Below are 23824 nucleotides of genomic sequence, written 5' to 3'. Positions count from 1 at the left end.
TGCGCGGGAGGCTACCAGGGCTTCCAGCCGGTGGGTGTCGATTTCGTGAGAGAAGATCCGTGGCATCCGTAAGTAGCATCGGCGCGTCACGCGGCGAGCGCCGCCGCTGCGTGCCAGCAGGAGATTCCAGCTCCGGCGGACACTCACCGCCAGACGGCAGCCGGGGAGGCCTTCCGATTATTTCTGTAACTCCGGGGCGGGTCCGGCCACATGAGGCTCGTGGCATCGCTCTCGGAGGTCTGGATGGCGGCCCCGGCGCTCGCGGTCCAGGAGGGGGAGGAGCCGGTGAGCACGCCGGTGGAGGGGGCGGAGCCCGCCGCGCAGAGGCGCGCGCTGGAGGCGCTGTACGCGGCGCACGCGCGGGCCATCCACCGCTTCCTCTGCGATCTGCTCGGGGACACGGCGGCGGCGGCCGACGCGACGCAGGAGACGTTCGTGCGGGCCATGCACCGGCTGCACACGCTGGAGACGCCAGAGCGGCCCGCGCCGTGGCTGTTCGGCATCGCCCGGCACGTGTCGCTGGAGCACCGGAGGGCGCGGCGGCGGCGGCGGCAGGTGCTCGACGACGGGCCGCTCGACGCCTGGGAAGAGCGCCCGGCCGCGTGCGCGGCGCGGGCGCCGGGGGCGCCGCGCACGCCGGAGGACGAGCTGATGGGGCGCGAGGCGCTCACGGTGCTGGCCGGGGCGCTGCATCAGCTCGGCGAGGACCGGCGCGCGGCGCTCTTGCTCCGGCTGGATCACGGCCTCAGCTACGAGGAGATCGCGCGGCTCATGGAGTGGAGCCTGCCCAAGGTGAAGGTGGAGATCCACCGCGCGCGGCAGGAGCTGCGCGCGGAGCTCGTGCGGTACGACGGAGGTGGGCGATGAGCGGGTGCCGTCCCGAGGTGGTGGAGGCGTACGCGCTCGGCGAGCTTTCGGCGGCGGAGGCGGCCGAGGTGGAGGCGCACCTCGCCGGCTGCAGCGCGTGCGCCGAGGAGCTCGCGTGGGTGCGCCGCGAGCAGGCCCTGTTCGCGGCCCGCGGGGCGGAGATCCCGGAGCCGCCGCCCTTCGAATCCATCCTGATGCGCGTGCTCGACGAGGGGCGCGAGGCGCGCGCCGAGGAGGCCGCGCCCGCGCGCGCGGCCGCGCCGACGGTCGACCACGCAGCAGCCCCGGCGCCAGCGCGCCGGCGCGCGGCGGGGCCCTCGGGGAGGTGGGGCAGCCGAGCGCACGCCATGAGCGCGCCGAGCACCCTGAAGAGGTGGCTCCCGCGCGCCGCGGCCGCCGTCGCGCTGGCGCTCGGGGCCGCGCTGCTCGGGCTGCCGCGCGACGCCGCGACGCCGCTCGCGCCGGAGCCGCGCGTGGCCGCGCCGAGCATCGCCCCGAGCGCGCCGCCTGCCCCGCCGGAGATCGTCGTCGAGGAAGAGCACGGCGCGGCCTGCGGGGAGGTCTGCGATGACACGCCCGGGGGGCACGACGTCGACGGCGATCCGTCCGAGCAGCCGGGCGGTGACGGCTCGAGCGCCGGGCCGGCCTGCGACGACGAAATGGCGTGCGCTGATATGTCGTGTGTAACTCCCGAGTCGCAGCGGCCACAGGGAGAGTGAGGCCCGACGAAACGGCGACGCCACAATGGCGACGCGAATCCCGCGCGCCGCGGGCCGAGGAGGAACAGACCATGCGCACTTCGACCCGCTCCCCGCTCGCCTTCCCTCTCCGCGCTGCCGCCACAGCCCTCGCCCTCGTGCTCACCGCCGCGTGCAGCAATGCGCCGGACGACACGGCCCCGATCGAGGAGGTCGCGCCGACGGCCGCCGCGCTCCGCGCTGTGGCTCAGAATCCCGAGGCCAAGAAGCCCGAGGCCAAGAAGGCGGCGGCACAGAAGCCCGCGGCCGCAAATGCGGCGGAGGTGCCCGCGATCCACGGGCCCGGGCGGGCCTGCGATCCGGAGCCGGGGGGCGACTGCGGCTCGTGCGACGGGGCCGGGAATCACGGGCCGGAGCACATGATCGGCGAGGAGGTCGAGCACGTCGACATCCGCAATGCGCCGACCCGCGGCCCAGCCAATGCGCCGGTGACGCTTGTGGTCTTCTCCGATTTCCAGTGCCCATTTTCCAGCAAGTTCGCGGGCGTGCTCGACCAGATCGAGCAGGAGTACCCCGGCAAGCTCCGCCTCACCTTCAAGCACCGTCCCCTGCCCATCCACAAGCAGGCGCGCGTCGCGGCGCGGGCGTCCCTGGCGGCGCACGCGCAGGGCAAGTTCTGGGAGTACCAGGCGGCGCTGTTCGACAAGGCGCAGGGCGCGCTCGACCAGGCGGGCCTCGAGTCGCGCGCGGCGGATCTCGGGCTGGACGTGGCGCGGTTCGCGCGGGACATGCAGTCCCCCGCGCTGGAAGCCCAGGTGGCCGCCGACTTCGAGGAGGGCGACCGGCTCGCGATCGAGGGCACGCCCACGCTGTTCGTGAATGGCCACCGCGTCATGGGGGCGCAGCCCATCGGCGTGCTGCGCACCGCCATCGACCGCGCCCTGGCGGGGAAGTAGCTTCCTTCCGCCCGGAATAGCTCTGCCAGACCTGGATCTGAAAGCAGCGACGCGGCGGGCGGCGCCGGAGCTTCGTTCTCCGTCTGCTTTGGCGCCCTGGTGTGCTCGCGCTCCGGCGCTTTCTCGTCCGCCTTTGCGTCATCACACGCCCTTTCAAGCCGGCCGTGGCGCCCAAGCCGGCGACGTGATCACCCCTCGTCGAGCCACGCCGCCATCTCCGGCAGGAGTCCCCGCAGGAGGCCGATGACGCGCGGGCTCGACGCGCGCACCTCCCCGACGAGCCGCCGGCGCTCCGCCTCGATCCTGCCGAGCTGCGCGCGGCGCAGCGCCGCCCAGAGGCGCGCGCCGGCGGCGATGCTGTCGTCGCCGTGCTCCTCGGCCACGCGCCTGGCCTCCACCGCGTCCTCCAGGGCGTCCCCCACCCGCTCCAGCTCCCACTGAATCTCGGCGCGCCGGAGCAGCGTCAGCGCGTGGTACCGGTCCCCCCGCGCCCGCTGGAGCTGCTCGGCCTGATCCGCGCTCTCCAGCGCGGCCGCGGGCCGGCCCGCCCGCGTGAGCGCCGCCGCCAGGAGCGAGAGCGCCGCCGCGCGGAGCGCTGGGTCCCCGTCCTGCGCCGCCAGCTCCGCGGTCCGCTGCGCGACCTCCGCCGCCTCGGCGGCGCGCCCCTCGCGCATCAGGAAGGCCGAGAGGTTCTGCAGGAGCAGCCGGAGCTGGCCCCGCATCCCCTGCTGCTCGGCCTCGGCGACGAGCCTGCGCAGCCGGTCGATCGCCACGCCGGTCCGCCCCAGCTCCGCCTCGAGCACCGCGAGATCGCCCCCGATGTGGACCCTGTGCCACGCCGAGGCCAGCGGCGCCGCGATGGCGAGCGCGCGCTGGAGATCGCGCTCCAGCAGCCCGTGATCGCGGCGGTTCTGCGCGTAGTTCAGCTCGCACCGGAGCACGCGGGCCGCGAGCTCGGCCGCGGGGCCCGCGCCCGCCGCGAGCTCCACCGCCTCGCCCGCGAGCTCCATCGCGCGATCCCCGGCGGCGACCCCTGCGAGCGCCAGCCGCGCCTCGCAGCGGAGCGCGGCCTCGCCGAGCGCGTCCGCGTCGGCGAGCAGCCCGGGATCGTCGGCCCCCGCCTCGCTGAGCCCGCGCGCCACCTCGAGCCGGTGGATGCGCCGGCGCACGTCGAGCGGCCCGCCGCGCGCCACGACGGCGTGCTCCGAGAGGCGCGCGAGCCGCCGGCTCGCCTCCTCGAGCTTCCGTCCCTGGATGAGCGCCCGGACCGCGTCGATCTCGAGGCCGGCGCGCGCCTCGGGATCCGCCGCGAGCGCGGCCAGCCGATCCGCGAGCGCCGCCGCCTCCTCGAAGAGCCCTGCGGCGGCCGCCTCGGCCATCGCGCGGCCGAGCCAGCGGCGCGCCTCGGCCACAGCGCCGAGCCGCTCGTAGCCCGCGCCGAGCAGCCCCGCGTCCACGCGCCCCTGCGCGCCCTCCGCGAGCGCGTCGAGCAGCGCCCGGTGCAGCCGCTGGAACCACGGCCGCCGCTGCGTCAGGTGGAGCGCCGCCTGCCGCAGCATCTCCTGCGGGAAGCTGTACTCCTGCGCGTCGCCGGAGGCCGTCAGCACGCCCGCGCCGACGAGCGCCTCGAGCGCCGCCTCGGCGCGCTCGTCGTCCCCCACGACGCGGAGGAGCACGTCGACGCCGAGCCCGCCGCCGCAGAGCGCCACCGCGGCGAGGGTCCGCAGGGCGCTGCGCTCGGCGGCGCTGTCGGCCGCGAACGAGGCCACCCGGGCCTCGAGCAGATCGGCCACGCCGGGGACCTCCCCCCGCAGGGCCCGGTCGTCTGCGGCGCAGAGGCTCCCGTCGCGGAGCGCCAGGGCGCCGCTCTCGTTCCACGCCATGAGGGCGTGCACGATGTAGAAGGGCACGCCTCCGGACGTCGCGACCACGGCCCGCTCCAGCGCGGGCGCGAGCGGGGCAGCGGGCGCCGCGGCCCCGCCCAGCGTGCCCTCCAGGTGCAGGCCTCGGCCCACCGCCTGCGCGAGCTCGGCGGCGGCCTCGAGGTCGAGCGGCGCGAGGCCGAGGTAGGCCACCCCGGGGCACACCCGCGCGCGCACCTCGCCCAGCAGGGCGCGCAGGGGCGCCGGCCGGCTCGGCTCGCTGCGCGCGGCTGCCACAACGAGCAGCCGGCCCTGCCCTTCCGCGGCGGCGCGCCGCAGGAGCAGCTTGATCAGCTCCAGCGTCGCCGCGTCGGCCCATTGCAGATCGTCGACGAGGAGCAGCAGCGGCTCGCGCGCGCTCGCCCGCAGCAGCGCGTCCTCGATGGCCTCGACCGTGTGCGCGACCTCGTCCGCGGAGGGGAGCAGCGCCGGAGACAGCGCCCGCTCCAGCGCCGCGGGGAGCGCGCGGAGCTCGGGGACGTCGCTCTCGACGAGCTCCTCGGCGGCGCGGCGCAGCGGATAGAACGGGCTGCGTCGCTCCGGCAGGCACCGGAGCCGGACGACGTGGCGCAGGTCCCAGCCGGTGCGCTCGACCGCGGCGTCGAGCAGCCGGCTGCGCCCGATCCCCTGATGGCCGCCCACCACGATCCCGCGCACGCGGCCCTCCTGTGCGGCCTGCGCAGCGCGCGCGATCGCGTCGAGCTCGGCCCGCCGTCCGAGGAGCGGCGGCCGGGCGGGACGATCCTCGGGCGGCGGCCGCGCGGGGCGGTCCTCGAGCGGCGGCCGCGCGGGGCGGTCCTCGGGCGGCGACCGCGCGGGGCGGTCCTCGGGCGGCGACCGCGCGGATCGCTCGGACCCGCGAACTGGCGGCTGCGACCCTTCCTTGCTCCCTGCCGGGGCGAGCTCGGGATCGAGCGCGGCGAGGATGCGATCCAGCTCGCGCGCGACCTGATCGGCGTGCCGGGGGCGGCTCTGAGGATCCAGGGCGATCAGCGTCGCGGTGAGGCGAGAGAGGAGCCCGGTCGCCGCCGTCGGGTCGGGCACGAGCGCCTCGAGCGGGGGAGCCGGTCGCCGCGGCACGAGGAGCCAGTGCGCTGCCTCCCCGTTGCGCCGCTCGATCTCGGCGGGGAGGCTGCCGGTCCTCAGGCGGAAGATCAGGACGCCGAGCGCGTAGAGATCGCTGGCGGGCGTGGCGGACTGGCCGACGGCGCACTCTGGGGCGATGTAGCCGGGCGTGCCCGCGAGCACGGAGCCCAGCTCCCGGACGCCGCCGGCGACCACGGGCACGCTCAAGGTCATGGTCGCGCCGGCCGGCTCCTCGGCCAGCACCGTGCCGGAATAACCGTCGACCGCCACGGTCGGCGGCGGCCCCGCGGGGGCGGTGCGCCCCCGATCGACCCAGCTCCGCGCATTTCCCCCGGAGATCCCGAAATCGATCAGCTTGTAGACGCCCGACCCCCGGACGACGTTGGCTGGCTTGACGTCCCGATGGACGAGCCCGGCGGTGTGCACAGCGGAGAGCGCCCAGGCGACGGCGGACGCCGCTTCGAGGACGACGCGCTCGGGGAGGCGGCCGGCCTCGCGAGAGAGCTCATCGAGGCTCGTGCCGGCCACATACTCCATCACGAGGCCGACCACGCCGAGGGCGTCGTCGCGCTGGAACGAATAGAACCGCACGACGTTCGGGTGCTCGACCCGGCAGAGCGCCTGCGCCTCGTCGAGAATCGTGTCTCGCCACGCCGCCGTCGCGTCGGGGGAGCCCGCGAGCTGCTCTGGTACGAAGAAGAGCTTGATGGCGACGTCGCGGAGCTTCCTGCCTTCGTAGACCTCCTCGGCCAGCCAGACCGGCGCGAACCCGCCGCTGCCCAGCTGCCGGACGAGCCGGAAGGGGCCGAGGCGGGCGCCCTGCCCGAGCGGGGCTCCGGAGGAATTCGGCGACAAGCTGGGCATCCGCCGCCGAGCATACCCTAGCCACCCCGGCGCTCCCCCAGGAACCGGTCGCTCGCGCTCTCCATCGTGCGCTCATGCGTTCGTGCGCGGGCGCCGTCAGGGCACGATCTCGCGGACGCTGCCCTTCTTGTAGAGGAGCCCGTCGGAGCCCACCCCGTCGCTCCGGAAATAGACGCTGATGTTGGGCTTACCGGTCTCCGAGCCCTCCCGTGTCGGCTCCCGCGTGAGCCTCATTGCGGGATCGACGCCCGGCCGGCAGGGCTCGCCTCCGACGCCGAAGTCGGTCCCCTGGTCGACGTGCTCGTGGATCTTCACCCAGGTGCCCCCGCTCGCGCCGTCGGTCTCGTCAATCCAGAGCTCCTGCTTCACATCGCCGTTCGGCAGGTCGTAGACGAGCTGCTTGTACCCGATCCATACCTGCTCCGGCATGCCGCCTTCCCAGTACGTCTTGCCGAGGATGGCCGTCGACGCGGGGTGATTCGTCTCCTTTTCGAAATCGATCTTGCCGTCATACCGCATGCGGGCGGCGATCCCGCGCGTGTCGCATTGGTTGACGTCCTCGTCCCCGATCGTGCCGTGGTTGGTGCGCGTCATGGCGACGAGGCCGCCATAGGGTGTCCCGTCGTCGGCGGCCCGCAGGAAATACATCGTCACCTCGACGTCGCGCCATGAGTCGGCGAGCGCAGGGTCGTGCACATACATCCGCGGGACGCGGCCGCTGATCTTGAGAATGCCCTGGCCGTCGGTGTCATAGGACGCATCGCCGTGGTCGGCGTCGAACCAGGCATCGGCCGGGTCGATCCCCGAAAAGCTGCGCGCGACGCCGTTGTCCCAGGTCGAGAACCACGCTTTGCCGGAAGGCAGCGTGGGCCGCAGCATCGCAATCCCGAACCTGTCGAGCTGTCCCTCCTCCCCTCCCCCGGCGCCGGCCGAGCTGGACGCGTCTGCGCCGCTCGATGCGGACGACGCCTCCGCGCCGCCGCCGGGGCCGTTGCCGCCGAGCCCCCCGCCGCCGGGGCCATTGCCGCCGAGACCCCCGCCGCCGCCGGATTGGCTTCCTGAGGCGGGGACGTGATCGTCCGCGCAACCGGCGCTGCTCAAGCCGACGGCAGCCGACGTGACGGACATCGCGATCGTGAAGAAGAGTCGCACGCCCTCGTGCATAACATGCTCTCAGCCGGTCCGCGAGGCCATTGACGGCGAGATACCGGCGGCAACGCACCTGCCAGCTGCTTTACGGAGACAGCTCAATTTTAGTTCGAGAATCGCACATTTCATCGCGCTCCGAGCGGCGACATCGCGAGATTTGTCCTCAGACGGCGATCCGTGAGATTGCCGCCTGCACGTGACGTTGGCTGCAGCGCTCCCAGTCTGCTACCTCCCGCAACACCATGGGTCAGCCGGACCTGTTCGCGAAGCGGACGTTTGCCGAAGAGACAGAGCGGGTCACGGCCGGTGCGGTATTGTGGCGGGATCCACCCGAGATCAGGCTGGAGAAGGTGCAGGCCGACGGACTGCTCGTGATTCACCGCCCGGGCATCCTTGCGCATCTGCCGGCTCCGTGGCCGGCCGCTCAGATGTACGAAGAGATCGTGGTCGAGCTGAAGCTCGCGGGGGATCATCTGGACATGAGCGCGGTGGAGCGGGCCCTGCTTCGCCGGCAGGCCAGGCAGGTGCAGCGGGTCGAGGAGCGGGCTCCGTCCTGGCCGGGTGAAACGCCGCTCTGGCTGGCAGCGCCACACGTTCCGGAGTGGCTGAGGCAGGCGCGCCATCCCGTTCGCTTCGCTCCTGGCTGCTACGCGGTGGAGCCGCTGGGGCGCTGCTTCGTGTGGGTGGCGGCGAACGAGCTCCCGCTGCGCGACGAGCTGGTGCCGTTCCTTGTCGCCCGTTCGGGGCAGGCGCTCGACGAGTTCGCCCGCTGGGTGGCGCCGCGCCGGCCGCTTGAATGGGTGCTGTCCATGCTACAGTACTTGCCCATGTCGACGATGGCCCGTGAGGAGCTCCTGTGGCGGTTCGCCAGGACCGGCGATCCCGAGATCGACGCGCGCCAGGACCGCATCCTGGAGGTCCTGCTCACGGCCAATCCCAAGATGAAGCAGCGTCTGGTCGACGAAGGTCGCCATGAAGGCCGCCTCGAGGGTCGCCTCGACGAGGCGCGCGCGGCCCTGTGCCGCGTGCTTGCACACCGGCAGCTCGGGCTCGCCCCGGAGGATGCGGCGCGCATCGAGACGTGCACCGACCTCGCGACGCTGGAGCGGTGGCACGCGCAGGCGCTCACCGCGTCCAGCGCACAGCAGGCTCTGCGCTGAGCGCCGCCGCCGGCGCACCTCGGCACCGGAACGGCCGCGGCAGCATGAGCGGCCCTTCCGGAAAGGGCCCTCGCACCATGAGCCGCACAGCGCCCGCGCCGCCGATGGCATCGTCGCCGTCCACGAAGACGTGCGGGTCCGCCGTCGCCGCCATGCCGAGCGCGTCCGGGCAGGCGAAGAGCTCGAAGCGCCGCACCGGCCGTCGGTCGAGCCGCGGCGCGGCCCCATCGACGACCTTGTGCTCGTCGACGGCCCGAGAGCCGAACGGCTCGTAGATCTCCGGCTGCGCCGTTCAGAGCAGCGCCGCTGGATACCGCTCATCACAAAGCGCGAGCGCCGCCCGCGTGGCGGACGCGAAATGTCCCTGCCGGCGGTGCGCCGGCCGGGTGCATGCAGACCGCGTGGATGCAGCCCGCGTCCGTCGGGCTCCCGTCCAGCGCCAAGGGCCAGGAATGCGAGAAAGAGACAAACCGCAACAGCGCGAGGGGCGCAAATGACCAGAGACGAGATAGTCTTTGTCTTCCCCTTGCGCCCCTTGCGCCCCTTGCGGTTTGTCTTCCCTTCCGTTGATTTCTTCGGAGCTTCAACGTGTTCGATGCTCTAGCCATCTCCACGTATCACATCCCGGCACGATGGACGCGCCGCCCACGTATCAGAGCACGAACAGGCCGACGCGCTCTGGAAGATGCAGAGGGCTCGTTCCACGGAGGCACGGAGAATCACGGCTTCAGAGCGCAGAAGACCAGCGCTCCGGCCTCCACGCCTCTCCGCGCCTGCCGCGTCTCTGCGGCTCGATGGTCCACGCTCGGGACCAGGGCCCCGGTTCCAGCAGGATTGCGCATCCGGAGCGCCCGCCCCAGGAGATCGTCAGCAGCACCGCTCCGCAGGGCGGTGCGCCAAAGGGGGGAACCATGAAGAAGTTGCTCGGCGCGCTGGTCCTCGGCGCGCTCTCGCTGTCTGCCGTGCTGTCCAGCAGCGATGTGGCGCAAGCTCAGGAGCGCGATCGGCCACCACGCGGCTCCTACAGCAGGACGTGCAGGGACATCCGGACGGAGCGAGGCACGTTGTTCGCCAGGTGCGAGGACCGGCGGGGACACTTCAACAGGACACGCCTGGACGACTTCAGGAGGTGCAGAGGAGATATCGCGAACGACAACGGCCGGCTCCGCTGCGCCCGCGGCCGCTGACGCGCGCCGCGGCCGCGCAGGGCGCCCTTCGCGCGGTGGGCTCCCTCAGCGACGAGGAAGCGGGGCCCCCGCCGGGATCGGCCCTTCCTCGACGGCCACGACGTACGGCGGCAGGCGGCCCGCACGCACCGCGCGGACGTCGCCGCGTATCGTCGCCGCATCGGGGTAACGCTCGACCTTGTGGAACGCGAGGGGGCGATCCACGACGTCGCGCACGTCGCACACCTCCGAGGGCACGTCCGGCGCCCACAGCGCGAGCGACGACGCCCGCTCCGTCGCCGCGGCGATGAGCAGGCGCGCATCGGCCACGTCGCCGTGGATCGCGCGCCCGGAGAGCACCCGAAACATCGTGGCGCCGAGGCCGAAGACATCGGTCCGGCCGTCGATCTCGCGAACCATCCCCGTCGCCTGCTCGGGCGCCATGTACTCGCTCGTACCGAGCGCCACGCTGTCGCGGCGCACTCGATCCGTTGCGCCCCCCCTCCGCCACCCCCTCGCGGTTCACTCGATCCGTTGCGCCCCCCCCTCCGCCACCCCCTCGCGGTTCACTCGATCCGTTGCGTACCCCCTCCGCCACCCCCTCGCGGTTCACTCGATCCGTTGCGCCCCCCCCTCCGCCACCCCCTCGCGGTTCACTCGATCCGTTGCGCCCCCCCCTCCGCCACCCCCTCGCGGTTCACTCGATCCGTTGCGCCCCCCCTCCGCCACCCCCTCGCGGTTCACTCGATCCGTTGCGCCCCCCCCTCCGCCACCCCCTCACGGTTCACTCGATCCGTTGCGCCCCCCCTCCGCCACCCCTCGCGGCTCACTCGCTCCGTTGCGCACCATCCGTCCCCCTCGAGCATGTCCGCCCGTGTCGGCGGCCCGCATGAGCGCCTGAGTTCCTCCTGGTTCTGCGTCCGCGGTAGGCCCGCGGAGGGGGTGCTCGTCGCGCGGGCGCGGGGTGGGGATGGGCCGATGTCTGAGCCTGAGCCCTCTCGCCTCCGGCTCTGCCGGAGGAGAGAGGGCTCAGGCGAGTTCGGCGGGGCCCCACCCCGCGCCCGCGCGACGAGCACCCCCTCCGCGGGCCGGGCGTCTCGGCAACACCTCGCTCACATCCAGGGACCGAGTTCGGCGGGGCCCCACCCCGCGCCCGCGCGACGAGCACCCCCTCCGCGGGCCGGGCGTCTCGGCAACACCTCTCTCTCTGCCAGAGAGGAACTCCGTCAGGCGACGCGGTACCAGACCAGATTCCTGCGTCCGCTCGTGGATGCGCCTCCGCCGCTACCCCTTCCGCTCCTTCCACGGATCGTCCTGATACAGATAGTTCGGCTTCAGGATCTTGTTCTCCATGTTGGTGTGGAACACCGCCATGGTCGACGCCGACATCGGCGGGACGATCCACGTCCAGTCCGCATAGACCGGGCGCTCGCACTGCCGCTCCTGCTGCTCGAACCTCTTGAAGTACTCCGAGAGCGTGTGGTGGTCCATCATTCGCACCTTGGCCTGCCGGAACGAGTGCAGCACCGCGATGTTCAGCTCGACCAGCGCCGCGTCCTGCCACAGCGTGTCGCTGCGCGTCCGGTCCAGCCCCAGGCGATCCGCGATGAGCGGCAGCTGGTCATACCGCGTCACGTCGCTCAGATTGCGCGCGCCGATCTCGGTGCCCATGTAAAAGCCGTTGAACGGCGCCGCCGTGTACTGGATCCCGCCGAGATCGAGGGCCAGGTTGGAGACCGCCGGCAGCGCGTGCCACTTCAGCCCGAGCTCGGCGAACCACGCATACCGCGGGTGCTCGATCGGCACCTCGAGCACCTTCTCCCGCGGCAGCTCGAACCACTTCGGCCGGCCGTCGCCGATCTGGATGATCAGCGGCAGCAGATCGAAGCGCGTCCGCTCCCCGCCCGGCCAGCCCAGCGCGAGCGCCTGGTCCGTCAGCTCCACGTTCCCGGGATCGCCGAGGATGCCGCCCTCCGGGAGCCGGTAGCCCGCATAGCGGACCAGCTGACCGTTCCAGATGCGGATCCGCGGCTCACCCGGCCTGAACACCGTCATGGTCGCCCGGATGTCGCCCCCGTTGGTCGCCAGATCGAGGTGCTCCACCAGCGCCTGGAAGATCTCCTCCTCCGTCTTCAGGTGGCGCAGATCGCGCACGTGGAGCGTCGACCAGAAGAAGCGCCCGATGCAGCGCGAGCTGTTGCGCCACGCGAGCCGGGCGCCATAGGCGAGCTCGTCGGGCAGGTGCGTGTACGTCCCGTGCTTCTCCAGGCTCGCCCGCACCTCCTGCCAGCGCTCTTCCACCGCCGAAGGCACCCCGAGCTCCGCGTAGCACTGGCGCAGGAACGCCTCGGCCTCGGTCGGCACCGCCTCGGGCGCGGTGGGGGTCACGTGGAACGACCCGTGCTCGACCGGACACACCCCGCCAGCCGCCCGCGCCGCGCCGGCGCGCCGGAGCGGCGTCGGGCGGACCTCGCCGGCGGTGTCGACGTTCGAGCTGAACAGCTCCTGCTGGATGGCGTCCGGCGGCCAGCCCACCGCGCGCAGGTGCTCCTGCGCGTCGCGCATGAAGGCATCGGGACCGCACACGAGCGCCCGCGATCCCGGCCGGTAGGGATACAGCTCGGCCACCTGCTCCCTGGACAGCCGCCCCTCCGCCTTCGTCGCGCGCAGGCGGAACGCGACGCCGGGCGTGCGGCCGGCGATCGCGCGCAGATCCTCCTCGAAATAGGCGAAATCCGCGGCGCGCGACGCCGACCAGTCGAGGAGGAAGGCCCGCGCGTCGGGGCGGCCGGCCCTCCCGTCGAGCGCCCGCAGCATCGCCATCGCCGGCGTGACGCCGATCCCGCCCGCGAGGAACACCACCCGCTCCACGGGCGGCGCCGGAAGGACGAAGCTGCCCTTCGGGGCCGACGCGCGGAGCAGCGAGGCCGCGGCGCGCTCGCACAGCCACCGCGAGAACACCCCGAGCTCCTCGCGCTTCACCGTGATCTCGTAGTCGCCGCCGGCGCGCGCCGGCGCCGAGAGCGTGTACGCGCGCGCCACCCAGCGCCGATCGAGATAGCCCTGCACGAGCACGTGCTGCCCGGGCGCCGACGCCGCAGGCGCGCCGCCGACAGGCGCGAGCGTGATCTGGAAGATCCCGGGGGAGAGCTCCCGCGCGGCCTTCACCTCGGCCTGCTGGAGGCTCGATCCGCCGAACATCTCGGCGACCGCCGGGGCGCAGCCGCCGCAGATCTGGCCCGCCCGCGTCCGCTCCGACAGCTCGGCGGGCGTCGCGCACCCGGCCTCGATGAGGCTCGTGATCTGCCCGCGCTTGACCCCGGCGCAGTTGCACACGACCTCGTTCGGCTCGAACAGCGCCGCGGGCTGATCGATCTTCAGCTCGCCGAGCTCCCGGAACGTCGTGAGCTGCCAGCCGGGCAGCGGGCCGCGCGCCATGAGCAGCCGCATCGCCGAGGGGAGGTCCTGCCATTCGCCCTCGACGTGCAGCCCCGTGAGCTGCCCGCTCGACACGAGCAGCGCGCGGCGCTTGTCGCGATCCCCGCACGGCACCCACCGGAGGCTCTCCGTGGGGGCGTCGAGCCACCGCGCCGACACGCCGCTCCCGTCGAGCGCGCGGGAGAGCGACAGGATGCGGCCGCCGCCGTCCACGATCTTCGAGATCGCTGCCTCCTTGCCCGCCAGGGCGCCCATCGCGGCGCTGCTCTCGACGACCCCCTCGCGCCGCGAGAGCAGCCCCTGCCCGGGCAGGAGGTGGACGTTGACGAAATCGAGCGCGTGCCGCTCGGCCCAGGCGTCGACGCCCGCGGGCGGCAGCTCGAGCCAGGCCTCGTCGGACCCGCGGACGTCGGCGGGGATCCCCTCCCTGGCCAGGCTCGCCCAGCCCTCGATCAGCGCCTCGGCCGCCGCCTTCCGCAGGCCCGCCTGGACCAGCGCCGCCACGGATTGATCGGCGGGCGTGTCCACGTACCGGAGCTCGAACGAGTCCTCGCGCAGCAGCTGCTGGACCAGGTTGTCGAGCCGCCCCCGCAGCCCGGCGGTGAACTCCTCGAAGTCGACGGTCCCGTCCCCGGTCGTGTCCGCGGCCAGGAGCAGCGCCTTCGCCTCGTCGGCGTGCATCCCGAGGCCGGTGAGGTACGGCAGGAGCTCGTCCTCGCTGAGCTTGCGGTTGTGGTCGCGATCGATCTCCTCGAACCGGCGCCACGCGAAGCGCTCGCTCGTCAGGCCGGCGCGGAGGCCGCGGGAGAGCGCGGCCGCCACCTCGGCGCCCGAGCACGCGGCGGGGCCGCAGACGACGGGCGCCGGCGCGCCGGGCTGCTCGAGCGCTCGGATCGCCCTGCGGGCCACGTCCGCGGGCGCCACCCAGGGCAACACGCCGCCGCCGAGCGGCAGCGGCAGCGTGCGGCGGAGCCGGATGTCCTCGCGCCAGAGGCTGAGCGCGCTCAGCAGAGGTCCGTGCCACACCGTCGTCACCGGCTGGCCGGAGGCGCGCACGGACGCCTCAGCGTCGCGGATCTGCTGCCCCACCCGGCTCGAGGGAGGGAAGTACGGCGCCACCCAGAGGAGGTGCGACGCGCCCACCTCCCTCGCCGACGCGAGGAAGGTCCGCGCGGCCACGAGCGGATAGGCGAGATCCGCGGTGCTCATCACGAGCGCGATGGCCCGCTCCGCGGGCTCGATCGGCAGCGACTGGAGGAAGGAGGCGAGGTCGTTTCTGGGCTCGGAACAGACGATCTTGAGGAAGCTCATGGTGCTCGGCAGGGGCAGCCGCGGAGGAGCGCAACCGCCCTCGCGGCCGCCGGGCGGCATCGACGATCGATGGCCGATGGCTGCGCGCAGGCGCGGAGCGCTCCGCCCCAGGATACGGCGCATCCCCCGGCCGGCCGAAACCCGAAAACGCCCGCGCGATCCAGCACACACCGCCGCACCCAGGCCACCAGGGTGCGCGCAGCGTAGGGGGATCCCCTGTTTTGCGTGGAGGGGATCCGTCCGCGCGTCACAATCTGCCCCATGGGGCACTTTGGTGCGCCGGCCTGCGCTGTCACCGCGTCTGGGCGCGACGCTGACGCGTCACCGCTCGACGGTCCCGCCGCCGGCAGCCGCGGGGCGTCACCCAGGCCTCGCCCGCTCGTCCGGGCCTACGGGCGAGCGTCCTCCGCTGTATTCGCGGGAAATCCGACATGAAGGGAGACCAGGCGAACGAGCGTGCAAGCGCCTGCCGCGCGCGCTCGAGCGCCGTTCTGCGTGCGCTCGTACATCCTGTGGCTGTGTACGACTGCGGACCGGACATACGGGCACGATCCTTGAATTCGCCCGCTCAGCGCAGCCATGAAGACCCTTACTTCGGATCAACCCCTGGCGATGAGGAGCAAGCAGACGCGGTCATTGGCTGCGTCCCATCCCGCGGCGTCCGCCGCGCGTCATCCCGTCCTGCAGGGCGTGACGATGGCGCCGGCGAACGTCTCCGAGGCGCTGGTCGCGCTCGAGACGGTCGCCGCGCGGCTGCGCGAGAGGAACGATCCGCGGGCCGTGTTCCCCGACGTCTACGCCGTGATCACGCGCCGCGTGGAAGAGGCGGTCGTCGGCGGCTCGGATGGCCGGTTCCTCGAGCCGGCGTGGATCTCGCGCCTGGCGGGGATCTTCTGCGAGTACTACCTGACGGCCCTCGCGGCGTCGCTGGAAGGGCGGTCGACGGGCGTCGAGGCGTGGGACGTAGCGTTCCGGTGCGCCAGCGCGGGCGGGGCGGCGGCGGCGGTGCACGGGCTGCTCGGCATCAACGCGCACATCAACTACGACCTGGCCCTCGGGCTCTACCGGAACATCGTCCAGCACGGCGCGGCGCAGGACGCCCGGCTTCTCGGGCGCTACCGTCACGACCACGACCTTGTGAATGAAATTCTCGCGGCGGCGATGCCGGAGATCTTCGCGATCCTGCGCGTTCGTTATGGTTGCCCGCTTGCCCGTGTCGCGACCTTCAGCCGGGACGTGGAGCGCGCCGTCTCGAGCGTCGTGATGTACCTGCTCAAGTGCTGGCGGGACCGGGTCTGGACCGACCTGCTCTCCTTGCTCGCGACGCTCGGGCACACGGGCGAGGCGGGCAAGCGCGCGGTGCTCGTCCGGATGAACCAGCGTTCGGGGAAGATCGCCCGTACGTTCGCGGCGGGCCATGGAGCGCTCCGCGTCGGGGCGCCGCTCGCCCGCGGCGCCGCCCTCACGCTGGCCCTGGCTGCCTGACGCGGGCCATCCCCGCGAGCTGACCGCAGGCGCCGCCCACGTCGCGCCCCCGCGGCCGCCGCACGAGCGTCGTCACGCCAAGGCCGGACAGCCGCGCAACGAAGGCGTCGAGCCGCGCGGCGGACGGCGGGCGCAGCGCCGGATCCGGGCCGGGGTTGCAGGGGATGACGTTCACCCTGCACCGGAGCCCGGCGACGTACGCCGCGAGCAGATCCGCGTCCTCTGGGGCGTCGTTGAAGCGATCGAAGAGCACGTACTCGAAGAGCACGCGCCGCCCCTGCGGCAGCGCACGCGCGATCGCCTCCTTCAGCGCCGCCATCGAGAAGCGCGCGTTCACGGGCATGATCGCCTGCCTGCGGGCGTCGTCCGGGGCGTTGAGGCTGACGGCGAGCTCCGCCCGCGCCTCGCGGAAGAACGGCTCGATCTTGTCCGCCACCCCGACGGTGCTCACGGTGACGTGCGACGGCGCGAACCGGAAGGCCCGCGGATCGGTGAGCAGCCGGATGGCCTTCAGCACCTCGCCGAGGTTATCGAACGGCTCCCCCATCCCCATGAAGACGAGGTTCCGGAGGGGCGCGCCGCCGCGCTCGGCCGCGAGCGCCCGCGCGATCCGGACCTGATCGACGATCTCGCCGGCGGCGAGCTGGCGCTCGAGCCCGAGGCGCCCCGTCTCGCAGAACGAGCAGGCCCGGGCGCAGCCGACCTGGCTCGAGACGCAGAGCGTGGTGCGGGCGGGCCCCGGGATGAGCACCGACTCGATGAGCGCGCCGTCGCGCGCGCGGAGGACGAGCCGGAGCGTGTCGTCCTGCGCCGGCGCCCGCTCGGCGATCTCGAGCGACGGCGCCGGATCGAGCTCGAGCAACGCCTCGTGCGCCCAGGCCCCGACGCCCAGGGCGGCGAGCGCGCGGGCGTCCCAGGCCGGCGCAGGCACAGGCGCGCCCGGCTCGGCGCCGAAGGCGTGGCGCACCACCTTGCCGGCGACCGAGCGCGCCGCCGACGCGGTGCCGCCGGCCCGGCAGAGCAGCTCGGCGAGCGAGGCCGCGTCGTGGTCGGCGAGCTGCGCGCGCCGACGTGGGACGCGCGCGCTCCTCCGGATCAGCGGGCGCCCCGCGACCTGCGCCGGCGGGTCGCCGGCGCGCGGGGGCGACGCCATCTCTTCGGGGATCTCCGGAACGCGCATGCGCACCCGCTAGCACGCCGCGCGCGGCGCCGCGCGGCCCAGCGACGCCGCGCTTGTCAATCGCATGTCGATCGCCACCCGAAAGACAAGCGAGAACTCGCCCGGCGCCCCCTGTCCGACACGAAACCTGCGCGTCGTCTGGGGCCATCAGGTGGCCAATCTGTGGACAAGCATGTGGACTGTCAAACCGGGCTCGGGAACGTGATTTTTGGGTTGCAGATTGGTTCCGAAGGAGGGAGTTTAGCGCCCGGAAGTCGGGAGGCGCGCCGGGCAACGGAGCGCCAGAAATCGCAGAAAAATCAATTGCATCGGTGTGGGCGGCGCGTCCATGCCCGGGCTGGCTTCGGCTGGCGCCGGCGCTTGGAGGGGTCGCCGCCCCGCGATCGGCGCAGGACCCGGCAGCTCCGCGGAGGTGTCAGGGTCCCACGGGGTTTCCACAACCTGGGAACAACCTGTGGATTATTTGTCCCTCCTGCGCGTGGCGTGTTCCAGGATCGGGTGAGCGGGGCTCCAGCGCCCGAGCTTTTCTACCGCTCGCGGACACACCGGTGGGCTACGTTGCGGGCCGATGTCCGCACGCAACGGCCCTGTTTCCCGCGCGCCGCGCGCGCTCCTCGCGATCGCGGGGGGCGTCGCCGGGTGGCTCGCCGCGGGCGCCGCGGCCGCGCAGGCTCCGCCGCGGAATGCGCAGGCGGAGGCGGCCCTGAAGGAGGCGATGGGGACCGACTACCTCGAGACGCGGTTCGCCCAGGCGGAGCGCAAGCTCCGGGCCGCGCTCGACGCCTGCGGCGAGTCAGGCTGCTCGCCTGCGGTCAAGGCGAGGCTGCTGGTCGCGCTGGGCACCGTGCTCGCTCAGAGCAGGAACGGGCTGGAGGACGCGCGCGGCGCCTTCGCCGACGCCCTCCGCGTCGATCCGTCGGCGAAGCTGGACCCGGATCTGGCGAACCCGGAGTCCTCGTCCGCGTTCGAGCAGGCGCGCGCGGCCACCGGCGCCGGGGCAGCCGGGTCGCCCGCGGCGCCTGGAACGGCCGGGTCGCCCGCGCCGCCTGGAACGGCCGGGTCGCCCGCGGCGGGCGAGGGGGCGGAGGCGCAGCTCCAGATCGCGCCGCTGCCCGAGCAGCGCGTCCGCACGCCCGTCCCGCTCTATGTCGAGGTCCCCGCCGAGCTGCTGCCCAGCGTGAAGCAGGTGACCGTCTGGTACCTGGCGCCCGGCGAGCGCGAGGTCCGCTCCCTCGTCATGAAGAAGCTGCGGGGACAGGGGTTCGGCATCAACGTGCCCTGCGCCGCGGTGGGAAAGAAGGGGGCGCTCCGCTACCACGTCGCGGCCGTCGACGAGGACGGCGCGATCCTCGCGAGCGCGGGCACGCGCGACGCCCCGCTGGTCACGCAGATCCGGGAGAGCATCACCTCGGCTCCGCCCCGCTGGCCCGGTCACGCTCCGCCGGCCGAGTGCGCGGCTCCGGAGCAGGAGCGCCCGCGGCAATGCCTCGACGACCGGCAGTGCAGCCGCGGGCTCGCCTGTGCCGGCGGCGCGTGCGTCGCGCGACCCGCAGCGGAGGCTGCGCCGGACGTCCGGAGGCGCTGGGTCGCCCTCACCTTCTCCCCCGACGTCGCGCTGCTCTCCGGCCGGGGCGTGTGCACCGTCGCGTCGCAGCGGAGCGACCATTTCGTGTGCCTGCGCGGCGACGGGACCCGGTACGACGGCACGCCGACGCCGGACGTCGCGAACGACGTGAACCTCGGCTTCGCGCTCGCGACGTCGCGGGTGACGATCGCCTACGATCGGCTGGTCCTCGACAACCTCACGGTCGGCGGCCGCGTCGGCTTCGCGGCCGGCGGCACGACGGGGGGCGGCGCCTCGTTCCTGCCGCTCCACCTCGAGGCGCGCGCGCAGTACTTCCTCGGCGCGCGGCCGTTCGAGCGGCTCGGCGCGCGCCCGTTCGTGCTCGCCGCGGCCGGGGTCGCGCAGGTCGACACCGAGGTCGACGTGGAGGTCCTCGAGGACGCGACCGCTTGCGGGGCCGACCCTTCCGACAGGACGAGCCCCTGCACGAGGCCGGGGGCGAGCGGGAGGGTCGAGGCCCGGCGACAGACGCTGCTCGCGACCCGGCAAGCGGGCCAGGGGTTCGCGTCGGTCGGCGCGGGCGTTGCCTATGCGCCGATCGAGGCCCTCTCACTGAACCTCGCGCTCCGCGCGAGCCTCACCTTTCCTGCCGTGACCACCGTCCTCTCCCCGGAGGTCGGTCTTTCCCTGGGGTTCTGAATGGCTGACACGTCGGATCTGCGCCGCGGGGCGACTCCCCCGGGCGCGCTGCGCAACCCGAAGATCGATGCGGCGATCGAGCGCGCCGTGCAGCTCGGCGATCCGGCCGAGCTGCTCGCGCTGCTCGATCGCAGCTCCGGGCTGCCCGCCCGGCGCGGCGGGGTGCGCGCGCCCGGCCCCGACCTCGGGCCGAACGCCCCCTTGCCGCGCGTGAACCTGGACCTCGCGCGGGCGGTCGGCGCGGCGATCGCGGACCGCGGCGCGCCGGCCGAGCGGCTCGTGCGGGCGCTCTGCTCGACCGCCGAGGAGTACGCGCTCATCGTGGCGGCGCAGGCGCTCGCGTCGCTCGCGGTGCAGGGCGCGGCGCGGGCGGGCGGAGCGGGGCAGGCGCCGCGCGCGGGCGGCGCGCGCCGCGGGAAGGGCGGGCTGGATCCGCTCGAGGCGCTCGAGGAGCTGGCCGAGGACCCGCGGCGCGTCGTGCGCGACGGGGTGGTGGCGGCGCTCCGCGCCGTCATCGCGGCGCGCGGCGACGCGGTGGTCGGCGAGCTCTCGTCCTGGACCGACGGCTACCTGCAGGCGTACGTCGCGCTCGAGGCGCTCGCCGAGCGCACGCTGCTCGCCCGGCTCTCGGCGGGCGCGGAGGTGGTCGAGCGCCTCGAGGAGGCGTTCGTGCTCTCGGATCGCTCCCCGCGCGCGGACGAGCGGCTGCAGGGCCTGCGCCTGCTCCGGCAGGGGATGCCCGCGCAGATCGCGGCCCTCGCCGGCCGCTTCCCCGAGGTCGTGCGCTGGCTCGAGGAGAAGACGCGGGCGGAGCGCCCCGAGTCGCGCGACGTCGTGGCGGACGCGATCGCGGCGCTCCGGAAGACGTCCTTCTCGGATGCGGAGGTCGACCGCCTGTCGGCGGCGCTCGGCGCGACCGCCCCGACGCCGCGCTACGCGGCGCGCATCGTCCAGGGGACGCGCAAGCGGAGCAAGGGGCGGCGGTAGGGGCCAGGCGCCAGAGGGGACATCCCGGCAGAACGATTCGCGCTTCGCAAGGGCGCTCGGCACGCGCCATCGACGCGAGTCCGGTGCGGGACACGCGCCCTACCTCTTCCCCTCCCCCATGCTCTTGCGCACACCGAAGGCCGGATCCTTGGTCTGAGGACGGGCCTTTGCGGCGAGCTTCTCAGCCAGCATTTTCATCTGGGGCCAGCGCATGCCGAGCCTGGACAGGACGATACTCCGCACCATGCCTGCATGCAGGCGCTCCTCACCACCGAGCGAGACCAGTGCCTCGGCGTGGATCTGTGCACTATCGAGCTTGCCGTCGACGAGCGCCTGTTCGAGCCCTCTCGCGTGCCGGGTCGCGTCCTCCGCGAAGCCCTGCCGGACATTGCGCAGCGATTCACGGCGGGAAAGCCCGAGCGTGAGGATCGTCGCCTCCCCATATTCGCTCCCATTACGGGCGATGATGTCGCCGAGCGCGCTGAACTCCAGGTGATCGACGGGATCTTCCACGCCGAACGGGTTCAGGAGCAGCGGCGTGTAGCGCTGGCCCGAGCCCGGCGGGCAAGGGTGCGGATGTTCTCGCACCGGAAAGAGCGATCGCTTCCAGCCCGTGTTGCAACGTTCGCACGCAAGCAGCCAGTTATTCCAGTCATAGGCAAGCCAGTGATAACCGGTCGAGCTGATCTGTCGCGTGGCACGATCTCGAACGCCATAGAGCCCGTCCGCCTCGATCCCCTCGTTGGCCAGAGCCTGAACTTCGCCCTTCGGCGCGTAGTGCTCGATGGCCGGGGGGTGGTTCAGCGAGTACGTCTCGCAGTAGCCACATTTCCCGTGCTGTGCAGCCACAAACTTCCGTTTGTACTCGTCCTTGCGCCACAAGGGGAGGAAGTCCGGCGCCTGCCCCGCGGCGCACGCGCTCGCCACGGCGCGGCGGACCGCACCGACCTCCTTCGCAAACCCCCTGGGACGCTTGGGACGCCGGAACCCGAGCATGTCCCCGCTCAACCTGCTGATTGCTTCGGCCGTCTCGCCTTTGCCTTGCTTTTCATCGGCGCCGGCTTCACCGGCCCCGGCTTTTCATCGAGCATCGCCGCGACCTTCGCCCGAGCCTGCTTCCGCTCCTCGGGCGTCAGCTCGCGCAGATCCTTCTCGACGTGCTCCGCCATCGCTTCGTGTGCCAGGCGCTCCACCCGCGTATCCGCGAACGACCCGAGCCGCCGCCGCAGCTCCTCCTCGAGCTTCACCGCCTCGGGCGCGTCCAGACCGCGCTCGCGGATCAGCCGCTGGTGCTTCGCGAGCATGTCCAGCGTCTCGTCGTCAAGCGTTGACGGAAGCCCGAACCACTCGCCGGTGAGGATCCGCTCCGCGCCCGCGCCGGGCGGCAGATCCCGCTGGAGGATCTCCACGTTGCCTTGCGTATCCCGCCGCAGCACGTGGATCTCTCCCGGCTGGGCGCCCAGAAGCGTCAGTGGGTTGTGCGTGGTGACCACGAAGCTCATCCGCGGAAAGTGTCCACGCACCATCGAGATCACGTCACGCTGCCATCGCGGGTGGAGGTGCAGATCGATCTCGTCGACCACGGCGACGCCGGTCATCTTCTCGTGGAAATCACCGTCGACCTCGATGTTGCGCCGCCTCGCTTCCTCGACCCAGCGCGCCACCATGTCGAGGATCCAGCCCATGGTGGTACGGTAGCCGTCGCTCAGCGCTCCAAGCGGCACCCGGCCGAGGGTGGGGCCCTCGACCTCGACCCCTTTTGCGCTCACGTGGACCGCTTTGACGTCCGGCAGCAGCTCGCACAGCGTGGAGAGGATTGCATCGAAAAAGAGTGCATCCTGCGAATCCTTGCCGCCTTGCAACGCAGCGAGCTGCCATCGAATCAGCCATGAATCCGGCTGCATCAGGCTGGCCCCCTCGTCGAAGAGGGTCTCGACCGCGGCGAGGGGCGTGGCATCGGCGCTGCGTCCCGAGTCGAGCAAACCGGAGCCGCGCCGGGAACCGTAGGCCACAACGAATGGCATGGCGGCTTCGGTGAACGTCCGCCGCCGGAGAACTTCGCCGCCAGGGGATGGCTCCAGGGTGAGCGTCGTGAGGTCGTCTTCTTCGTGAGTTCCCAGGCGGATGATAGCCTTGGCACTGCCGGCCCGCAGGGTGGGAGAGGTAGCCCCCATCCTGCCCAGCACGGCGTGAACCACATCGCTCGGAGAGAGCGCGAGCGTGAGGGCGCGCAGGATGGTGGTCTTGCCGATCCCGTTGTCGCCCAGGAGGACGGTCCACTGTCCCTGGTCCTGTTTGGCCGACGGCATCATCGGCAGATCTAGCAGCGGAAATCCTCGTACCGACGAGAGAGACAGGCGCTTCGCCCAGAATACTCTCGTGAGGTCGACCTCCCTCTCGGAAGCAGCCTCGGTGGCTGCTGTAACGTTCGCGGCCGCCCGGCGTGGCTCGATGGGGCGCGCCTGCAAGAAGGCCAGCGCAAACGATGTGGCCACTCGACAGGCGTAACGAATCCATGCAGGGTCGCGCTCCATGCCGAGGATTTCGCTGACACCTCTGATCGACATGATGGGCAGCCCGTGCACATGCGCGGCACCGTACGCATTCAGGGACTTGACCTCGACGGCGCGGACACTGCGCCGCAATCCATTAAAAACGGACTCCAGATCGTCGTCGCTCATCACGTAATCGCTCGCAACGATTGCGCCTGCCACACAGCGCGACTTCCTGACCTTCACGCGCGGGATCGCATTAACAAGAGGCGAGAATGGTGTAAATTGATGCTTGAGTGACAAGGCTACCGCATCTTTGAGCGAGACATTTCCTGCAAATTCATGGGGTATGCTGGGAGCCGGGCCCGTGAATTCTTGATGGTTCCACCCCGACGAGATCAGCGCTGGCAGGTTCGACGCCCATTTCACGACGTCCTTATGCATGTGCTCTATCGGAAGAGACCGAGATTCACGCATTGCTATCCTGCTCGCTTTGACGACGGCGGTCGCTACCACGACGTCTCCGAGCGTGACCTCCTCGGACGGTATCCCTGCCGCGATGCCGACGATGAGCAGCAGGCGAGGTGCCAGGTCTTGGACGAGCTCGTCGATGGCACCCGCGACATCGCTGCTGGGGAAGTCCGCGACGCAGCGGGTTACCGCGACGGTGTAGCTCTCACCTTCCTCGAGGGGTAACCGGCTAATACTGTAAATCCGCGCTCTGGAGACGGTCGTCTCCCGCGGAAAGCGCTCCAGGACGGCCTCGAGCTCGTCCTCTCGGAAGGTCAAGATCCCAACAT

Annotated in this window: 16 protein-coding genes; 8 read left to right on the top strand and 8 right to left on the bottom strand. The window is 72.5% G+C overall.

Annotation, left to right across the window (positions count from 1 at the left end):
• Positions 1-210 precede the first annotated feature (210 nt).
• The 3 genes from WMF19_RS09155 to WMF19_RS09145 all read left to right on the top strand — a co-directional run bounded on the left by WMF19_RS09155 (position 211) and on the right by WMF19_RS09145 (position 2521).
• Positions 211-867 carry an RNA polymerase sigma factor gene (locus WMF19_RS09155; protein WP_437898736.1) on the top strand — a complete coding sequence of 219 codons (657 nt, stop codon included), beginning with the start codon at positions 211-213 and terminating at the stop codon, positions 865-867.
• The gene (locus tag WMF19_RS09150; protein ID WP_437898735.1) at positions 864-1586 is read left to right on the top strand and encodes a zf-HC2 domain-containing protein; all 723 of its coding nucleotides are present in this window, start codon (positions 864-866) and stop codon (positions 1584-1586) included. The genes WMF19_RS09155 and WMF19_RS09150 overlap by 4 nt, the downstream gene beginning before the upstream one ends.
• A gap of 71 nt (positions 1587-1657) precedes the next feature.
• Entirely contained in the window at positions 1658-2521 is an 864-nt protein-coding gene (locus WMF19_RS09145) for a DsbA family protein (protein ID WP_437898734.1), read from the top strand.
• Positions 2522-2709: 188 nt separating this feature from the next.
• Here the strand turns inward: WMF19_RS09145 and WMF19_RS09140 are convergent, their stop codons facing one another.
• Entirely contained in the window at positions 2710-6384 is a 3675-nt protein-coding gene (locus WMF19_RS09140; RefSeq protein ID WP_437898733.1) for a serine/threonine-protein kinase, read from the bottom strand.
• Positions 6385-6489: 105 nt separating this feature from the next.
• Positions 6490-7545: a hypothetical protein gene (locus WMF19_RS09135; protein ID WP_437898732.1), complete on the bottom strand. Its 1056-nt coding sequence runs from the start codon at positions 7543-7545 to the stop codon at positions 6490-6492.
• A 239-nt stretch (positions 7546-7784) separates the two neighbouring features.
• Here WMF19_RS09135 and WMF19_RS09130 point away from each other — a divergent pair, with 239 nt between their 5' ends.
• The gene (locus WMF19_RS09130) at positions 7785-8702 is read left to right on the top strand and encodes a hypothetical protein (protein ID WP_437898731.1); all 918 of its coding nucleotides are present in this window, start codon (positions 7785-7787) and stop codon (positions 8700-8702) included.
• On the opposite strand, the gene WMF19_RS09125 is transcribed toward WMF19_RS09130, so the two are convergent.
• The gene (locus tag WMF19_RS09125) at positions 8668-8898 is read right to left on the bottom strand and encodes a hypothetical protein (RefSeq protein ID WP_437898730.1); all 231 of its coding nucleotides are present in this window, start codon (positions 8896-8898) and stop codon (positions 8668-8670) included. The genes WMF19_RS09130 and WMF19_RS09125 overlap by 35 nt on opposite strands.
• A 715-nt stretch (positions 8899-9613) precedes the next feature.
• On the opposite strand from WMF19_RS09125, the gene WMF19_RS09120 reads away from it, so the two are divergent.
• Positions 9614-9889 carry a hypothetical protein gene (locus WMF19_RS09120; protein ID WP_437898729.1) on the top strand — a complete coding sequence of 92 codons (276 nt, stop codon included), beginning with the start codon at positions 9614-9616 and terminating at the stop codon, positions 9887-9889.
• A gap of 45 nt (positions 9890-9934) precedes the next feature.
• On the opposite strand, the gene WMF19_RS09115 is transcribed toward WMF19_RS09120, so the two are convergent.
• Positions 9935-10351: a hypothetical protein gene (locus WMF19_RS09115; RefSeq protein WP_437898728.1), complete on the bottom strand. Its 417-nt coding sequence runs from the start codon at positions 10349-10351 to the stop codon at positions 9935-9937.
• Between the two features lie 801 nt (positions 10352-11152).
• Positions 11153-14617 (bottom strand): nitric oxide synthase oxygenase, encoded by a 3465-nt coding sequence (locus WMF19_RS09110; RefSeq protein ID WP_437898726.1) that lies wholly within the window; start codon positions 14615-14617, stop codon positions 11153-11155.
• 636 nt (positions 14618-15253) lie between these two features.
• Here WMF19_RS09110 and WMF19_RS09105 point away from each other — a divergent pair.
• Entirely contained in the window at positions 15254-16102 is an 849-nt protein-coding gene (locus tag WMF19_RS09105; RefSeq protein ID WP_437898725.1) for a DUF5995 family protein, read from the top strand.
• On the opposite strand, the gene rlmN is transcribed toward WMF19_RS09105, so the two are convergent.
• Entirely contained in the window at positions 16080-17282 is a 1203-nt protein-coding gene (rlmN, locus tag WMF19_RS09100; protein WP_437328347.1) for a 23S rRNA (adenine(2503)-C(2))-methyltransferase RlmN, read from the bottom strand. The two genes, WMF19_RS09105 and rlmN, sit on opposite strands and share 23 nt — an antisense overlap.
• Before the next feature lie 568 nt (positions 17283-17850).
• Here rlmN and WMF19_RS09095 point away from each other — a divergent pair.
• Together WMF19_RS09095 and WMF19_RS09090 are read left to right on the top strand one after the other, a co-directional pair.
• Entirely contained in the window at positions 17851-19545 is a 1695-nt protein-coding gene (locus WMF19_RS09095) for a hypothetical protein (RefSeq protein ID WP_437898724.1), read from the top strand.
• Positions 19546-20532: a hypothetical protein gene (locus WMF19_RS09090; protein ID WP_437898723.1), complete on the top strand. Its 987-nt coding sequence runs from the start codon at positions 19546-19548 to the stop codon at positions 20530-20532.
• 99 nt (positions 20533-20631) lie between these two features.
• Here WMF19_RS09090 and WMF19_RS09085 read toward each other — a convergent pair whose 3' ends face one another.
• Positions 20632-21528, bottom strand: a complete 897-nt coding sequence (locus WMF19_RS09085; protein WP_437898722.1) for a hypothetical protein — start codon at positions 21526-21528, stop codon at positions 20632-20634.
• 8 nt (positions 21529-21536) lie between these two features.
• On the bottom strand, positions 21537-23813 hold the full coding sequence (locus WMF19_RS09080; RefSeq protein WP_437898721.1) for a hypothetical protein: 2277 nt from the start codon (positions 23811-23813) through the stop codon (positions 21537-21539).
• Between the last annotated feature and the right edge of the window lie 11 nt (positions 23814-23824).

The sequence above is a fragment of the Sorangium sp. So ce124 genome, from assembly GCF_051525235.1.
Taxonomy (GTDB): domain Bacteria; phylum Myxococcota_A; class Polyangia; order Polyangiales; family Polyangiaceae; genus Sorangium; species Sorangium atrum.
This window is presented reverse-complemented; position numbering and strand designations above follow the sequence as displayed.

Coding starts and splice junctions, on each gene's coding strand:
- WMF19_RS09155 (WP_437898736.1), top strand. CDS start 211: ATGAGGCTCGTGGCATCGCTCTCGGAGGTCTGGATGGCGGCCCCGGCG.
- WMF19_RS09150 (WP_437898735.1), top strand. CDS start 864: ATGAGCGGGTGCCGTCCCGAGGTGGTGGAGGCGTACGCGCTCGGCGAG.
- WMF19_RS09145 (WP_437898734.1), top strand. CDS start 1,658: ATGCGCACTTCGACCCGCTCCCCGCTCGCCTTCCCTCTCCGCGCTGCC.
- WMF19_RS09130 (WP_437898731.1), top strand. CDS start 7,785: ATGGGTCAGCCGGACCTGTTCGCGAAGCGGACGTTTGCCGAAGAGACA.
- WMF19_RS09120 (WP_437898729.1), top strand. CDS start 9,614: ATGAAGAAGTTGCTCGGCGCGCTGGTCCTCGGCGCGCTCTCGCTGTCT.
- WMF19_RS09110 (WP_437898726.1), bottom strand. CDS start 14,617: ATGAGCTTCCTCAAGATCGTCTGTTCCGAGCCCAGAAACGACCTCGCC.
- rlmN (WP_437328347.1), bottom strand. CDS start 17,282: ATGCGCGTTCCGGAGATCCCCGAAGAGATGGCGTCGCCCCCGCGCGCC.
- WMF19_RS09095 (WP_437898724.1), top strand. CDS start 17,851: ATGTCCGCACGCAACGGCCCTGTTTCCCGCGCGCCGCGCGCGCTCCTC.
- WMF19_RS09090 (WP_437898723.1), top strand. CDS start 19,546: ATGGCTGACACGTCGGATCTGCGCCGCGGGGCGACTCCCCCGGGCGCG.
- WMF19_RS09085 (WP_437898722.1), bottom strand. CDS start 21,528: ATGCTCGGGTTCCGGCGTCCCAAGCGTCCCAGGGGGTTTGCGAAGGAG.